The following is a 16682-nucleotide window of genomic DNA, read 5'->3' as shown; positions in this document are numbered from 1 at the left end:
TGTGGGTTGTAAGTTGTGGGTTGTAGGTTTTAGGTTGTGGGTTGTGGGTTTTCGGTTGTCAGTTGTCAGTTTTTGTTTGAAGGTTGTTGATTTTATGAATTTACTGCTTTCGTCACTTCGAGTGTTTTTTAGAAAATTGCGATTAGCTATTTTTTAAAAAATGTATCGAGAACTTTGATGCAGTGCTAGCAGTAGTTCCTGGGTTCTCGATAAAATTTTAGTAAAACCGCTGTCGCAGTTTTACTAAAATCACTCGAAGTGACGGTGGGGTGAAGCGAGATGTTTTGTTGTTTATTGTTGGTTGTTTATTGTTTATTGTTTATTGTTGGTTTTCAGTTGACGGTTTTCAGTGATCAGTTGTTAGTTTAACTTGTCCTTTGGACTCGAGGTTTAAAAGCTCTTTTGGAAACGGAAGGGCTTTTTGAGTATTAAGATTGGAGTATTAAGTATTAAGACTGAGGATTGAGGATTGTTGATTGTTGATTGTTGATTGCGGATTTGGGATTTGGGATTGTCAGTTTTCGGTTATTACTATTAACTACAACCTATAACCTCCAACCTACAACCTCCAACCTACAACCTACTATTGCCTATTTACAATTTAATAATTTGGTGGTTTGGAAAAAATGAGTACTTTTGTTACTCGTTATCGTGATAACTAATTATGTTAGAAACTCTTATTACTTCTAAAACTCGTCTTCGTATTTTGGTGAAGTTTTTTACTAATGCGGCTAATAATGGTCATTTGCGTGGCTTGGCTGAGGAGATGAATGAATCTACTAATGCTATTAGAAAAGAGTTGAACAACCTTTCGGAAGCGGGTTATTTGGAGAAGAAAGCAGCTCAAAATAGGGTTTCTTACAAAGCCAATACTAAACATCCTTTATTTAAAACATTGCAAGAGATTGTGTTCAAGCATTTGGGTTTGGATGCCATCATCACTATGATTTTGGAGCGTATGGGTATTGTGCAGCAGATTGTTGTTTTGGGTGACTATGCTAATGGTATTGACTCGGGTACTATCGAGGTTTTGATTGTGGGTAAGGAGTTGAATGCGGATTATATCGATCAATTGGCGTTGAAGATTGAGGCTGAGATTAAGCGTAAGGTGGTTTTTACTTTACAAAATGTTCCTGCAGCGTCAGGATTGGTTATTTATGAGAATTTTGAAAATTAACAAACTATAAAATGGATATTAATAAACAAGTATGGACTGAAGAGATTAAGGCTGATTCTTCTTTGTTTTCAGTCAATTTCAAAGAGTTGTGGCATTATCGTGATTTATTGCTAATGCTTTTGAAAAGGGATTTTATTACTTTTTATAAGCAAACTATTTTAGGTCCTATTTGGTTTTTTGTACAACCCATTATGACTTCATTGATTTATTTGGTTTTGTTTGGGCAAGTTGCTAAGTTATCTACTGATGGTTTACCTCAATTGGCCTTTTACTTGGCTGGTATAACTATTTGGAATTATTTTTCTGAATCATTAGTAAAGACTTCGTCTGTATTTCAAGCTAACGCCTCTATTTTTGGAAAAGTATATTTTCCTCGATTGATAATGCCTTTATCAATAGTTTTTTCTGGATTATTGAAATTTGGAGTTCAATTTTTGTTGTTTATTGCAGTGGTACTTTATTATACCTTAGTAGATCAAACGATACATCCAAATTTGTGGGTTTTGGCAACGCCTTTTTTAATCCTTTTGATGGCTGGTTTTGCTTTAGGTTTAGGTATGATATTTTCTTCAATGACCACCAAATACAAAGATTTAAGTTTTTTATTAGCTTTTGGAATCCAGCTTTATATGTATGCCACTCCGGTAGTTTACCCCATTTCGGCTATGCCCAAAAATTACCGTTGGATTGTAGATGCTAATCCATTGACTGGTATTTTTGAATGTTTTAGATATGGTTATTTAGGTTCTGGAAATTTTGATCCTAATAGTTTGATTTACACAACACTATCTGTTATCGTAATGCTCTTTGTTGGAGTCCTTACTTTTAACAAAGTAGAAAAAGGCTTTATGGACTCTATTTAAGTACTAAAATTTGTTCTAAAAAGCCTTTACTAATTAAAAAGCCTCTGTCAAGTTGACAAAAAAATATAAAAGACATTTATGAAAGAATTAGCAATAGTTGCAGAAAATATATCCAAGCAATACCGACTCGGAGAGGTGGGCACGGGTACGCTAACGCATGATTTGAATAGATTTTGGTATAAAATACGTGGTAAGGAAAATCCTTACCTAAAAATTGGAGAAACTAACGACCGTAGCTCTGCAGGTGATAGTGATTATGTTTGGTCCTTGAGAGATATTAATTTTGAGATTCAACAAGGAGATGCCGTTGGTATTATTGGAAGAAATGGTGCTGGAAAAAGTACCTTGCTAAAATTATTAAGTAAAGTAACAAAACCAACGACAGGAAGTTTTAAAGTTAACGGAAGAATTGCTTCTTTGCTTGAAGTGGGTACAGGATTTAACCCCGAAATGACTGGAAGAGAAAATATTTATCTTAATGGAGCAATTCTTGGTATGCGTCGTGCTGAAATTACTAGAAAGTTTGATGAAATTGTAGCTTTTTCTGGAGTTGAAAGATACATAGATACACCTGTAAAACGATATTCTTCGGGTATGTATGTTCGTTTAGCCTTTGCCGTGGCTGCTCATTTAGAAAGTGAAATACTTATTGTTGATGAGGTTTTGGCGGTAGGTGATGCAGAGTTCCAGAAAAAATGTTTAGGCAAAATGGGCGATGTAAGTAAGGGAGAAGGTCGAACTGTGTTGTTTGTTAGTCATAATATGGCAGCAGTGAAAAGTTTATGTAATCGAGGTATTGTTTTAGAAAATGGTCTTCTGAAATTTGAAGGCGATGTTTCAAAAAGTGTAGCCTTATACTTAGGAGGAGATAACGCAATAGGTCTTAATAGCAAAGCCTATGATTATATTTACAAATCAGGTGTCTTTAAGTTAAATTCAATTTCGTTGCGGTCTAAAGGATATAAGATTGATGATCCTCTATATGAAAATGAACAAATTGAGTTGCTAACTGATATTGACTTTTATACCGACACTCCACAAAATTATCATATCACTTATCACTTGTATAACGATATGGGCGAAGCTCTCTTTTCTTTTTATGAAGGTTCCAATAATTTCATTAAAAAAGGTACTAATCAATTATTGTGTACTTTTCCGAAAAACTTTTTTCAATCAGGTAATTACAGTTTGGCTTTATTTATTGTTCAAGATAAGAAAGAAGCTATTTTTGTTGAAAAAGATGTAATTAGTTTTACTATTGTAGATGGTGGCAGGGAATTAGGTATTTATATGGGAAGAGAACCAGGATCAATAAGACCACAGTTTGAGTGGAAAAATTTAGCTTCATTATGATAAACGTTACTAAGACTTTTTTTCCGCCCATAGAAGATTATCAGCGTCAGGTGCAGCGTATTTGGGACAACCAATGGCTGACCAATCGCGGTGCTTTGGTTTTGGAGTTGGAAGAACAGTTAAAAGACTATCTTTCTGTTTCCAATATCTTAGTGATGAATAACGGAACGATTCCGATACAAATAGCTCTGAAGATTTTAGGTAATGGAGGAGAAATTATTACGACTCCTTTTAGTTATGTTGCGACCACTGCAGCGATTATTTGGGAACATTGTACTCCAGTTTTTGTTGATATTCACCCAGACTATTTAACTATTGATGAAAGTAAAATTGAAGCAACTATAACTCCAAAAACGACTTGTATTTTAGCTACTCACGTTTTCGGAAATCCTTGCAATATTGAAGCTATTGAAGCTATTGCAAAGAAGCATAACTTAAAAGTAATTTATGACGCCGCTCATTCGTTTGGGGTAAATTATAATAATCAATCCGTTTTTGACTATGGAGATGTGAGTACTTGTAGTTTTCACGCTACCAAATTGTTTCATACGGGTGAAGGTGGTGCTGTTTTTTGCAAGGATGAAGCTTTGCGACACCAACTTTTTTACAGCCACAACTTTGGTCACAACGGACCATTGGAATTTCACGGATTGGGTATTAACGGAAAGATATCCGAGTTGCAAGGTGCGATGGGCTTGGCTGTTTTACCACATATGGAAACCATTTTGACTGGCAGAAAAGCCGTGGTTGATTACTATCAAGCGCATCTTGATTTTACCAAATTAAAATCTATCAAGATTAGGGAAAATACGCAATGGAATTACAGTTATTATCCTGTTATTTTAGAAAATGAAGCGATGTTGTTAGAGGTTCAAAAAGCTTTAAACGAACAGGGTATATTTCCAAGAAGGTATTTTTATCCTTCTTTGAATACGATTCCTTATGTTGCTGGTGCGTCGATGCCTATTTCGGAGCGTATTGCCTCAAGCGTATTGTGTTTGCCTTTGTATGCTGGATTAGAAATTAAAAATGTTCAAAAAATTATTTCAATTATAAATACAACTTTATGTTAATAGTAGGAGCTAAAGGATTTGCTAAAGAAGTTTTAGAGGTATTACATCAATTAAATCAATTGGAAAACATTGTTTTTTACGATGATGTAAATACAGACACTCCAACTCTTTTGTATGGTCAATTTCCCATTCTAAAGTCAATTTCAGAAGCTGAAAATTATTTTAAAACTACAGATAATCAATTTACAATTGGTATTGGAAATCCAGTTTTGAGGAAAAAGCTTTGCGATAAATTTATTGCAATTGGAGGTGTGTTTTCTTCAACAATTAGTCCAAGAGCATCCATAGGAAATTTTGGAAATACAATAGGAAATGGTTCAAATGTTATGACTGGAACTGTAATTACAAATGATGTCATAATAAACAAAGGTGTTTTAATAAATCTAAATTGTACAGTTGGTCACGATTGTATAGTTGGTGAGTTTGTTGAATTATCTCCAGGAGTTCATGTTTCAGGAAATTGTATCATTGGACATTATTCTGTACTTGGTACCAATGCTACAGTTTTACCAAAAGTTACAATAGGTAAAAACGTAATTGTTGGCGCAGGTTCAGTAGTTACAAAAGATTTACCAGACAATTGTGTTGCAGTTGGCATACCAGCAAAAGTAATTAAAGAACTACCACAATTAGAATTTTAAACATGAGCAATAATTCAAAAGTTAGTGTTTGCATGATTACCTATGGACATGAAAAGTTTATAGATCAAGCTATTAACGGCGTTTTAATGCAAGTGACTGATTTTGAAATAGAATTGATTATTGCCAATGATTGTTCACCTGATAATACCGATAAGGTTGTCAGTAAAATAATAAAAAATCATCCAAAAGGTTATTTAATAAAATATACTAAACACAAAAGCAATTTAGGAATGATGCGCAATTTTGTTTGGGCTCTTGAGCAATGTAAAGCGAAATACATAGCAATTTGTGATGGTGATGACTATTGGACAGACCATTGTAAATTACAAAAACAAGTAAATTTTCTAGAAGCTAATGATGACTATGTAATTCATTCAGGTAATGCACGAATTCTATCAAATGATACTAATAATGATTCATTGATTTTAAATTTCAATAAAGATTCAGTTTTTGAAATTGATGATTTTTATAAAAATAATAATGTAATTACTTGTACTGTCTTGTTTAGAAATCAACATTTTATTTTCCCCAATTTTTTTGATAAAATTGCTTTTGGTGACTGGTTTTTATATATTATACTCATGAATAATGCAAAAAAGAAAGTATATCGAACTAATGAGGTTTTATCGGTTTATAGAATTCATTCTGGTGGTGTAATGAGTAATTTAAACTTAGAAAAGAATTATTTAGCACACATATACCAAATTAAATCCATTCAAAAATACATTGGCAATAAATATTATTCAAAAGAAATTGAACAAAAATTGAATCATTACTATCTAGAAATTTTTTTATTAAGATGTTATCAAGCAAATTATAAAAAAGCAATTTTGATTTTATTTGAAAATTTAAAATCTTGTTTTAAATCATTTCCAGTAAAATCATATTTAAGTTTTTTAAAAATATTCATTTTAAAAAAAATTAGTATTTAAAAAAAAACGTTAGTAAAAAAATAATCACAATTAGAATGAAATTAGTCTCCATAATTATTCCATGTTATAATCAGTCAAAATTTTTGCCTGAAACATTAGAATCTGTTCTAAAACAAACCTATACAAATTGGGAATGTATTATTGTAAATGATGGCTCTCCAGATAATACCGAAGAGGTAGCACAACAATGGTGTAAAAAAGATGAACGTTTTATTTATTTAAAAAAAGAAAATGGCGGATTGAGTAGTGCAAGAAATGCTGGTTTAAAGATAGCTCAAGGCGATTACATTCAGTTTTTAGACTCCGATGATTTGTTAGAAAAAGATAAGATAAAGTGGCAATCACAATTTTTTGATAAAGAAATTGATGTGCTAATTTCGGGTTATCGTTATTTTGAAAATTCTGAGGGAATAACGAAGTTAAGGATAATTGGAAATAATAGCATCCTACCTGAGACTGCAATAATTATGAGTGATCATGTTGATGTTATTAATGTGTTTAAACGTAGAAATCCGTTTGTTATTTGTGCACCTCTATATAAAAAAAGAGTGTTCGAAGTTATTGGTAAATTTGATGAACAATTACATTCATTAGAAGATTGGGATTTTCATTTACGGTGTGCCTTAAAAAAAATGATTTTCCATCATTCAGGATATGCAGATAACTCGAAAGTTTTGGTTAGACTACATAATAATAGTATGACGAAAGATCCGAATACTATGCGTGCAAATTATTTAAAATTTGTAGAAAAGTGTAATCAAAATCCAGAGTTTGTTGCCTACTTTGGAGTTTCAGAAATCGATGAGAATAGCTTAATTCATAAAATAAAATTAGCCTTTCATATGTGGCTGCCACCAGTCGTTTTTATTTTAAAGGGTAAAATTATTAAGCTTATTAAATCTAAATAATTTATATCATTAAATAAAATCAAAATCAATAAGTACTAATTTTAAATGGAAACTTTTCGATGGTTAGTCATTCCATTTATTAAAAGAGAAATATGAAAACACATGAAAATGAAATTGCTGTAAGCATTTGCATGAGTGCCTATAATCATGAAGAGTTTATAGAAGAAGCGCTTGTAAGTGTTTTAGAACAAAATTGCCAATTTGATTTTGAAGTAATTTTGTCAAATGACTGTTCAAAAGACAAAACCGATGAGGTAATTAATAAAATAATTAAAAATCACCCAAAAGGTCATACCATTAATTATACCAATCAAGAAAAAAACTTGGGTATGAACGGGAATTTAATCTTTACTTTGGAACAAGTCAAAGGAAAATATATTGCATTGTTAGAGGGTGATGATTATTGGACAGACAAAAATAAACTCCAAAAACAATTTGATTTTTTAGAAAGCAACCTAGATTATGCTCTCTGTACTGCAGGTCATCAATCCATTATTCCTAATGTTGGGTTGGTCACAAGAACAGTAGATGGAGGTATTGATGGTATTACGTATGATTTTAAGAAAATAGATAACTTCAGACCTCACTATTTGAACATGTTTTTTAGAGCTAATAGTTTAGATATTGAACGCTTGAAAACGTTTGAGTATTCTGGAGATAATGTAATTTTTATTATGTGCCTTTCAAAAGGTAAAGGATACTTTTTTAATCAAGTGTTTGGTTTCAGAAGAACGCATCCTAATGGAGCTTGGACTGGAAAATCTGAGATAGAAAGAATCAAAATGGGATCGGAACAATTTATTGGTTTGTATAGATTTCCAGAATATAGAAAAGCCATTCGGTCAAAATTATTTCATACGTATTTAGACATTGTAAGCTCTGGTGATACGAATAAAAATTATATCGTACAAGCCTTTAAATTGATAAGGTCTTTTAAAGAGTTTCTATATTTTATAAAAATTGTTTCGCGTTACTTTTTTACAAAAAAAATCTAATTTTAAACCTAATATTCAAATGCCTACCAAACCTGTTGAAATTTGCATCTAATGATTTTTTAAATGTATAATTTAGTTTAAAATCTATTTAACAATAATGCCCATAATATCCATCATCATTCCTGTTTATAATGCCGACAAGTTTCTTGAGCGCTGTATCAACTCACTGTTGTCACAAACCTTAGCTGCTTGCGAATTTATTTTTGTGAATGACGGTTCTACTGATGCTAGTTTATCTATTTTGGAGCGTTATCAGCAAAAAGATAGTCGTATTAAAGTAATAAGTCAAGAAAATAAAGGTGTTAGTGAAGCGAGAAATTCTGGTTTGAAAGTCGCTCAAGGTACTTATATTGGTTTTGTGGATGCCGATGATTATGTAGACTATAATTTCTTTGATACCTTATATCAAACGGCAGAGAAGCATCATTTGGATATAACGGTTTGTAATTATTTTTCGTCCCAAGATGGTACTGCTTATACGTCTAAATCACCGTTCAAAGAACATGTAGTTTATGAATCGGATACGATAAAGAAAGATATTCTGCCTTATTTTATTAGTCACGAAAACATAAATTCGATTTGGAATAAACTCTATCGTTCAAGTTTACTTAAAGAGTATGCCATTCTTTTTCCTAAAGGCGTTGCGCTTGGAGAAGATGGTTGGTTTAATAGTTTGTGTTTTGCCAAAGCAACTAAAGTATATTTTTTATCCTATGCTGGCTATCATTATATTGAGGTTTCTGGTAGTGCTACACGAAATATAGTGGGCAAAAATTATTTTCAACGTATTGAGCAAGAGCATGAAAATGACTATTCCCATTTGCAAAATGACTATTTAGCGGCGTCAAATATTTCTCAATTAAAAGCACATAAGTATATAACAAAAGTAGTTTCGCTGTTGCATGAATATTATAATCCAGTTAATGCTATTGCAATTAAAACTAGAAAATTATTGGTCAAAGAACTTCTTACTAGTAAAACAACCATCAAAATTTTTAAAGACTACTATAAAGCTGTATTTTTACAAAAATCAAAATACGAACAATTACTATTATTTGCTATAAGATATAAATTGCCTTTTATAATTTCATTGGTTATATGGTATAGTAATAAAAGAAACAAAAGATAAATTAATGAAGATATTATTATTTTTTCACGCCGGAAGTTTGAATAGAGGATGCGAAGCCATTGTGCGTTCTGCAGTCGATTTAATTAAGGCTCAACATCCAGAAGTGGTTATCAATCTTGCATCTTTTGATCCTGCTTCCGATGTTGTAATTCCAAATGTAGATACTATTTATGATGGAAGAGAATTGGAGGTAAAACCTTTTTCTACTTCAGGAATTATCTCTGCTTTGAAAGTTAAATTTCAAAAGGATGAAACTTATTTTCTAAGAAAAAGACATCATAATATTATTAAATTAATTCCTGAGCATGATGTTTTTCTTTCTATAGGCGGTGATAATTATTGTTATGGAGAACAACCATGGATTTATGAAATGGATCGTCTTGTGAAAAAAGCTGGCAAGAAATTGATTCTTTGGGGTTCTTCTATTGGAGATGAAGATCTATCTGATGCTAAAATAGCCGACTTAAAGTCGATGGATTTGGTTTTGGCAAGAGAAAGTTTAACTTACAGTATTCTTAAAGAGCGAGGCTTATCTAATGTAAAGTTGGTTGCAGATGGTGCTTTTACGATGCAAAAAGAAACAATGGAATTACAATCTGATTGGCAAGAAGGCAATACTATTGGATTCAATTTTAGTCCTTTGGTTTGGAAACGAAATGCTGATTCAAAAAAAGCAGCCTACGATTTGATTCAACACATTCTTGATACTACAACTATGACTATCGCTCTGACGCCTCATGTTATTATTCCTGGTAATGATGATTATGAAGTGCTAGAGCAATTTTATAATGATTTCAAAGTTTCTGGTCGTGTTTTATTGCTTCCAAATAATTTGAATGCCATACAATATAAAGGATTGATTGCCAAAATGCGTTTCTTTATTGGTGCTCGAACCCATGCTACGATTGCGGCTTATTCGTCATTGATTCCGACTTTGGTTTTGGGTTATAGTGTTAAATCTAAAGGGATTGCTAAGGATTTATTTGGTTCAGAAAAATTGGTTTTAAGCATCAATGAAATTTCCGATAGTACCAAATTAATTGCCGCTTTTGATGAAATGGTATCGGAGGAACAAGAGCTAATTCTGACTTTGGCTAATTCCATTCCGACAATAAAAGAAAACGCTAAAAAAGCCGTAACCTATTTATTTGAATTGACTTAATGAAGAAAAAGTTACTTTTTGTACTTCCAAGTCTTGATGCCGGTGGCGGCGAAAAGAGTTTGGTAACTTTATTGAATTGCATCGACTATGAACAGTATGATGTAGATTTGGTTTTGTTTGTACCTAAAGGACTTTTTTTGAAGCAAGTACCCAAAAATGTTAAGCTACTTTATCTTAACGACGATTATAAAACGTTTACTTCTGGTTTTTTATCTTCTATTTTAAATTTTTTAAAGCAAGGAAAAGTAGGTTTGGCTTTTTCAAGATTACTTTATACGTTTAAATCTAATGTTATCCAAAATAAAGGAAAAGCCGAGCAATATTCTTGGAACCAATTAAAGAAATCAATCACTTTACTTCCAAAAGAATATGATGCCGCCATTGGATTTTTAGAAAAATCCTCTATTTATTTTGTAGTAGATTGTGTAAGAGCCAAAAGAAAAATTGGTTTTATCCACAACGATTATTTGAAATTGGATTTGGATGCTTCTTTTGATCTGCCTTATTTTGAAAAGTTGAATACTATTGCCACAGTATCTGAACAATGTGTGACGGTTTTAAAAGAAGTTTTTCCTACTCAAAAAGATAAAGTACACTTGTTATATAATATAGTTTCTGCCCAATTAATTCATCAAATGGCAGCAGAGCGAGTAACCCTAGATACCTCAAAACCAAGTTTACTTTCTGTTGGACGATTGCATCCACAAAAAGGATTTGATCTTGCCGTTGAAGCAGCTGCATTATTGAAAAAGCAAGGTTTAGATTTTGTTTGGTACATCATTGGTGAAGGAGCAGAGCGAACCGCTTTAGAACAAGCTATAGCTAAATATGGTTTAGCACAGTATGTTGTTTTGTTAGGTATTAAAGAAAATCCTTATCCTTATATAAATCAAGCTACAATTTTTGTACAACCATCGCGCTATGAAGGAAAATCTATTGCGCTTGACGAAGCCAAACTGTTGCATAAACCCATTGTGGTTACCAATTTTACCACGGCAAAAGACCAAATAGGACATCTGAAAAATGGTATTATTTGTGATATGGATGCTGCAAGTTTAGCAAATGCCTTGGCGGATGTATTACAAAACGAAACGTTACAACAAGAATTATCGCTTGCTTTATCTAAGGAATCTTTAGGTTCAGAAGCTGAAATATACACCTTTTATAAACTAATCGATGGCCACAACTAAAAAAAGTTTATTGTTTGTTATCAATAATTTGAACTGTGGTGGCGCTGAAAAAGCGTTGGTTTCCCTTTTGCAAACTATTGACTACAGTAAGTATGCTGTTGATTTATTTGTGTTCAAGCACGAAGGTGTTTTTTTTGAAAATTTACCTAAGGAAGTATGTGTTTTAGAAGAGCAAAAAATTGTGCCCTATTTGTATTCAAGCACTACAAGTGCTGTTTTAAAAGCCTTAAAAAGTTTTAATTTTAGAGCCATTTGGTTGCGTTTGCAGCTGTTTTTGTTGTCAAAAAAACATCAAAGTGGCGTTGCGGTTGAACAGTATTTCTGGAAGTACTACGCCAAAGGTTTATCAACGCTTGATAAAGAATATGATGTAGCTATAGGTTTTCAAGAAAAAAACCCCATTTATTTTTGTGTAGACAAAGTTAAAGCCAATATTAAAATTGGTTGGATTCATACGGATTTGGTGCAATTGGGCTTGGATTTTCAGCACGAGCAGTATTATTTTGACCAATTAAATCATCTTGTTACTGTTTCTGAAGGATTGACCGATCGATTGCAGCAACAACAACCTCAATTTCAATCAAAGATTATCACTATTGAAAATATTATTTCGTCTAAAGTACTAACTGATTTAAGTCAAGAACCTACTGCAACCACTTTTGATTCCAATTATTTTAATATTATTTATGTCGGAAGAATTGCCAAAGAAAAAGGTCTTTTTATGGGATTGGAAGCTTTAAAGATTTTGGTGGAGCAAGGCTATGCTGTGAGATGGTATCTTATTGGAGAAGGAAACCAAAAAGAACAACTTTTACTCGACGCAGCACGTTATGGAATTGCTTCGCATTTGTTTTTTCTTGGGTTGAAGAGCAATCCGTATCCTTATATCAGTAAAGCTTCCGCTTTTTTATTGCCTTCTTTTTTTGAAGGAAAATCCATTTCTTTAGAAGAAGCTAAATTGTTGCATAAGCCTATTGTTATTGCTGATTTTAGTTCGGCTAAAGACCAAATTGAGCATGGCGTTACAGGTTTGATAGCGGCTATGAATCCTACGTCTATCGCTGAAAAATTGGCCCAATTCATTACCGATGAAAGGCTTCGCAACGAAGTTAGTATTAACTTGAAAAATACTACCTTTGGTACAGAAAATGAGGTAACTAAATTTTATCAATTGCTTTAAAATGTCGAGTATAAAGACCATTACCGTGTTTACTCCTTGCTACAATAGAGGTTCTTTATTGCCTCGCTTGTATGCTAGTTTGTTGCAACAAAGCACGGCTAATTTTGAATGGCTTCTAGTTGATGATGGAAGCACCGATGACACTAAAGCCGTTGTTGCTTCTTTTATTGCCGAGCAAAAAATTCCGATTTCTTATTATTATAAATCTAATGGTGGGAAACACACTGCGATTAATTTAGGTGTTCAAAAAGCACAAGGTGATTTGTTTTTTATAGTTGATAGTGATGATTTTTTATCAAATGATGCCCTTGCAGTTACCACTCATTTTTGGGAACAATATAAAGATAACTCCGCTGTTTGTGGTATGATTGGTCTTTCCGAATATACCAATGGTCAAACGGTTGGCGATTTGTTTTTGCAAGACGAATGGCAGTTGTCCTTTTCTGATTTTTATCTGAAATACCAATTGAGAGGTGATAAATCGGTAGCTTTTAAAACTAGTGTGATGAAAGCGTATCCTTTTCCTGAAGCGCCTGGCATTCGATTTGTATTTGAGGATGTTGTGTGGCACGCTATGTCCAAATCCTATGATGTTCTTGCTGTAAATAAGGTTATTCAATATAAAGAATATTTAGAAGAAGGTTTGTCTGATAGTTCGTATAAGTTATGGTATATTCAATCCTTAGCTTTTTCCTACTTTCAATTGCTTGCCAATCAAACCTATTCTCTTTCACGATATCCCAAAACTTATTTGTGGAGTTTTATTCATTTAGCTAGCAATTCTTTATTGAGTGGCACAAGTTATTTTAATCAACTTCCGACATTGCAATCTAAATGTTTCTATTTACTTTTGTTTCCGAGAGGTTATTTTTCTTATTGGAGAATGAAAAAATTAATACGTACCTAGTATGATTCAGCGCATTATAAAAAAAATATATTACAAATTAAAAGGAATATCTCCCGAACAATTGACTTTGGAAGCGACGATAAAAGCAGGGATGAAGGTCGGGAAAAATTGTTATGGTTTGATAGGTTGCACAATTGATTATGCGCACGCTTGGTTGATTCAAATTGGAGATGATGTTGTTTTTGCGCCTCAAGTTTATTTGTTAGCGAAGGACACTAGCACGAAACGAAGTTTGGGTTCGACCCGAATTGGAAAAATAAAAATAGGGAATAATTGTTTTATTGGTGCCCGAGCTTTTATTATGCCTGGTGTTACTATAGGCGATAATTCTATAGTTGGAGCAGGAAGTTTGGTTGCTAAGTCGGTTCCAGAAAATGTTGTTGTTGCCGGAAATCCAGCACGAATTATTTGTACGATAGCCGAATATGAGACCAAATTGAAAGCCACTTTTGCTGTTGCTCCCAAGTTTGGAGAAGACTATACCTTAGATTTTGCTATTACCGATGCAATGAAGCAAGAGATGATTGCAGCGTTGGAAGATTCGGTGGGATTTGTTAAATAAAAAATTATGGTTTATTTATTATTTGTATTAGTCGTTTTGATTTTGGTGGTTGTAGTTGTTGATTTATATCCGCAATTGCATACTTGGCAGAGTAGGATTAAAATTGGAAGTTTGTCTGATGACGTACTTTGGAAAGAAAAAGTAACTGCCATTTCACTTAAGTGGTTGAAGAAAACGCCTACTATTAAAGTAACCGACAATACGCGTTTAATTTTAATTGATATAGTAAAAGGAAATTACAAACGAACTGCAATTCAAAGTTGGCAAGAAGCTTCTTTGTTATTAGGATTAAATGAATACAGAAAAGCAAAGAATGATGCAGCCATTACTAGTTCAATTAACAATTTTGTAGCTTCCAAGTTAACCTCTGATGGACATTGGATTGTTAAACCTACTGAAGTTGATTCTGTAATTTTAGGTTATGCTTTTTTGAAATTAGATGCTTTTGATTCTGTAAAGTATCGACCAGCCTTTGATTTTTTATATGAACTGATTTTAAATTTGAAGGGTTCAGATGGCACTATAGCTTATAGAAAGCATACTTCCGATTATCGTTATGTTGATACTATAGGTTTTATATCCCCATTTTTAGTGCGTTATGGATTGCTTTTTAATAAACCAGAAGCAGTTACTTTAGGAATAAATCAAATACGTGTTTTTAATACTCACGGTATGTTAGCCGATCATTTTATACCATGTCATACTTATAATATCAAAACCAATTTATCTGTCGGATTATTTGGATGGGGAAGAGGTTTGGGTTGGTATGCTATTGGTCTAATTGATGCTTGGAGTGAATTGCCAGAATCTCATCCTGAAAAAGAGGAAGTTACTCAAATGGTGGTTGCTTTTGCAAAAATGGCACTTTCATTTCAAAATGATAATGGTAGCTGGAATTGGCTGGTTACGAACAGGCAATCGCAATTTGATTCGTCCACCACAGCGACTTTGGCGTGGTTTTTTGCCAAAGCAAAAACTATTTCAAGTATTGCTAATGCTAGTGAACAAGCTAGAGTTAAAGCTCTAAATTATTTAAAACAAGTAACTCGAAGAGATGGTGTTGTTGATTTTTCACAAGGTGATACGAAATCCATTGGTGTACATTCTCAACATTTTGATATTTTACCTTTTACACAAGGATTTTGTTTAAGAACGTTATCTATATAATTTTTTATGCTATTTAACTCTATTAATTTTGCCCTCTTTTTGCCAATAGTTTTTCTATTGTATTGGTTATTAGCTAATAAACATTACAAATTTCAAAATATATTATTACTCGTAGCAAGTTATTTTTTTTATGCATGTTGGGATTATCGTTTTTTATTTCTTTTAGTTTTTTCTACTCTTTTAGATTACTTCACAGGACTTAAAATGTTTGATTCTAAAACTATTTCAGGTAAGAAATTTTGGTTTTGGTTGAGTATTTTGGTCAATTTAGGTTTCTTGGGATTTTTTAAATATTATAATTTCTTTGTCAGCTCTTTTGCAGAGGCACTTGCAAATTTAGGAATGCACGTTGAGGTTTGGACATTAAACGTAATTCTTCCGGTTGGTATTTCATTTTATACTTTTCATGGTTTGTCTTATGTAATTGATATTTATTATAATAGAATTAAACCTGAAAGAAATTTTATTGATTATTCGGTTTTTGTTAGTTTTTTTCCACTTTTAGTTGCTGGTCCAATTGAACGTGCCACACATTTACTTCCTCAAATTCAAAAAGAACGAAAATTCAATTACACTAATGCTGTAGATGGATTACGTCAGATTCTTTGGGGTTTATTTAAAAAAGTAGTTATTGCAGATAATTGTGCAGAATATGCTAATATTATTTTCAATAATTCCGAACAATATTCTGGAAGTACTTTAGTTATGGGAGCATTGTTTTTTACCTTTCAAATTTATTGTGATTTTTCTGGATATTCCGATATCGCCTTGGGAACAGCAAGACTTTTCGGAATTGACTTATTAAGAAATTTTGCCTTCCCATATTTCTCTAGAGATATAGCCGAATTTTGGCGTCGTTGGCATATTTCATTATCAACTTGGTTTAGAGACTATTTATACATTCCGTTAGGTGGAAGTCAAGGAGGTACTTGGATGAAGGTTAGAAATACCTTTGTAATTTTTCTTGTAAGTGGTTTTTGGCATGGAGCCAATTGGACTTTTATAATTTGGGGATTATTAAATGCACTTTATTTTATTCCTTTATTATTGGCTAAGAAAAATAGGAACAATATTGGAACGGTAGCCGAAGGTCGTGCTCTTCCTAATTTGAGAGAACTATTTTTAATGTTATTTACTTTTAGTCTAACAGTTTTTGCATGGATATTCTTTAGGGCCAACTCACTTTCAGATGCATTTACTTTTATTGGTGGTATTTTTGATGTTTCGATACTATCTTTTCCAACAATTTTCCCTAAGCACATTATTTTATTGGTTGTTTTTTTTATTATCATAGAATGGATTGGAAGAGAACAGAATTATGCCCTCCAAGTTCTTGGATTAAAATGGCCTAAACTTGTTCGTTATGGATTTTATTATTTATTAATTGCCCTATTATTCATTTTTATGGGTAAAGAACAGGAGTTTATTTATTTTCAATTTTAG

Annotated in this window: 16 protein-coding genes; all 16 read left to right on the top strand. The window is 32.5% G+C overall.

Translation table 11 applies throughout. The features are described 5' to 3' along the window. Positions 1 to 664 precede the first annotated feature (664 nt). A complete protein-coding gene (locus Q0050_RS01830; protein ID WP_298392074.1) occupies positions 665 to 1177 on the top strand; it encodes an ArsR family transcriptional regulator in 513 nt (170 codons plus the stop codon). An 11-nt stretch (positions 1178 to 1188) separates the two neighbouring features. Continuing rightward, positions 1189 to 2040 carry an ABC transporter permease gene (locus Q0050_RS01825; protein ID WP_298392071.1) on the top strand — a complete coding sequence of 284 codons (852 nt, stop codon included), beginning with the start codon at positions 1189 to 1191 and terminating at the stop codon, positions 2038 to 2040. 78 nt (positions 2041 to 2118) lie between these two features. Continuing rightward, a complete protein-coding gene (locus tag Q0050_RS01820; RefSeq protein WP_298392069.1) occupies positions 2119 to 3393 on the top strand; it encodes an ABC transporter ATP-binding protein in 1275 nt (424 codons plus the stop codon). Further along, complete coding sequence (locus Q0050_RS01815) at positions 3390 to 4466, top strand: DegT/DnrJ/EryC1/StrS aminotransferase family protein (RefSeq protein ID WP_298392067.1); 1077 nt, start codon at positions 3390 to 3392, stop codon at positions 4464 to 4466. Before Q0050_RS01820 ends, Q0050_RS01815 begins: the two co-directional genes overlap by 4 nt. Beyond that, on the top strand, positions 4460 to 5107 hold the full coding sequence (locus tag Q0050_RS01810) for an acetyltransferase (protein WP_298392065.1): 648 nt from the start codon (positions 4460 to 4462) through the stop codon (positions 5105 to 5107). The genes Q0050_RS01815 and Q0050_RS01810 overlap by 7 nt, the downstream gene beginning before the upstream one ends. Before the next feature lie 2 nt (positions 5108 to 5109). Continuing rightward, a complete protein-coding gene (locus Q0050_RS01805; protein ID WP_298392063.1) occupies positions 5110 to 6039 on the top strand; it encodes a glycosyltransferase in 930 nt (309 codons plus the stop codon). Positions 6040 to 6074: 35 nt separating this feature from the next. After that, positions 6075 to 6947 (top strand): glycosyltransferase family 2 protein, encoded by an 873-nt coding sequence (locus Q0050_RS01800; protein ID WP_298392061.1) that lies wholly within the window; start codon positions 6075 to 6077, stop codon positions 6945 to 6947. 92 nt (positions 6948 to 7039) lie between these two features. Then, positions 7040 to 7942 carry a glycosyltransferase family 2 protein gene (locus Q0050_RS01795; RefSeq protein ID WP_298392059.1) on the top strand — a complete coding sequence of 301 codons (903 nt, stop codon included), beginning with the start codon at positions 7040 to 7042 and terminating at the stop codon, positions 7940 to 7942. Positions 7943 to 8039: 97 nt separating this feature from the next. Then, positions 8040 to 9071, top strand: a complete 1032-nt coding sequence (locus Q0050_RS01790) for a glycosyltransferase (RefSeq protein WP_298392057.1) — start codon at positions 8040 to 8042, stop codon at positions 9069 to 9071. A gap of 4 nt (positions 9072 to 9075) precedes the next feature. Continuing rightward, positions 9076 to 10233, top strand: a complete 1158-nt coding sequence (locus Q0050_RS01785; protein ID WP_298392055.1) for a polysaccharide pyruvyl transferase family protein — start codon at positions 9076 to 9078, stop codon at positions 10231 to 10233. Next, on the top strand, positions 10233 to 11423 hold the full coding sequence (locus tag Q0050_RS01780) for a glycosyltransferase (RefSeq protein ID WP_298392053.1): 1191 nt from the start codon (positions 10233 to 10235) through the stop codon (positions 11421 to 11423). The genes Q0050_RS01785 and Q0050_RS01780 overlap by 1 nt, the downstream gene beginning before the upstream one ends. Further along, a complete protein-coding gene (locus tag Q0050_RS01775) occupies positions 11410 to 12603 on the top strand; it encodes a glycosyltransferase (RefSeq protein ID WP_298392051.1) in 1194 nt (397 codons plus the stop codon). Before Q0050_RS01780 ends, Q0050_RS01775 begins: the two co-directional genes overlap by 14 nt. Position 12604: 1 nt before the next feature. Beyond that, on the top strand, positions 12605 to 13510 hold the full coding sequence (locus tag Q0050_RS01770) for a glycosyltransferase family 2 protein (RefSeq protein WP_298392049.1): 906 nt from the start codon (positions 12605 to 12607) through the stop codon (positions 13508 to 13510). Position 13511: 1 nt separating this feature from the next. Then, a complete protein-coding gene (locus tag Q0050_RS01765; protein ID WP_298392047.1) occupies positions 13512 to 14072 on the top strand; it encodes a DapH/DapD/GlmU-related protein in 561 nt (186 codons plus the stop codon). A 6-nt stretch (positions 14073 to 14078) separates the two neighbouring features. Beyond that, positions 14079 to 15239, top strand: coding sequence for a glycoside hydrolase family 88 protein (locus tag Q0050_RS01760; RefSeq protein ID WP_298392045.1), 1161 nt, complete (start codon positions 14079 to 14081; stop codon positions 15237 to 15239). A 6-nt stretch (positions 15240 to 15245) separates the two neighbouring features. Further along, positions 15246 to 16682, top strand: a complete 1437-nt coding sequence (locus tag Q0050_RS01755; RefSeq protein WP_298392043.1) for an MBOAT family protein — start codon at positions 15246 to 15248, stop codon at positions 16680 to 16682.

Source organism: Flavobacterium sp. (assembly GCF_027483985.1).
Classification (GTDB): domain Bacteria; phylum Bacteroidota; class Bacteroidia; order Flavobacteriales; family Flavobacteriaceae; genus Flavobacterium.
The sequence above is the reverse complement of the archived record's forward strand: the minus strand, read 5'-3'. Positions and strand labels throughout refer to the sequence as shown.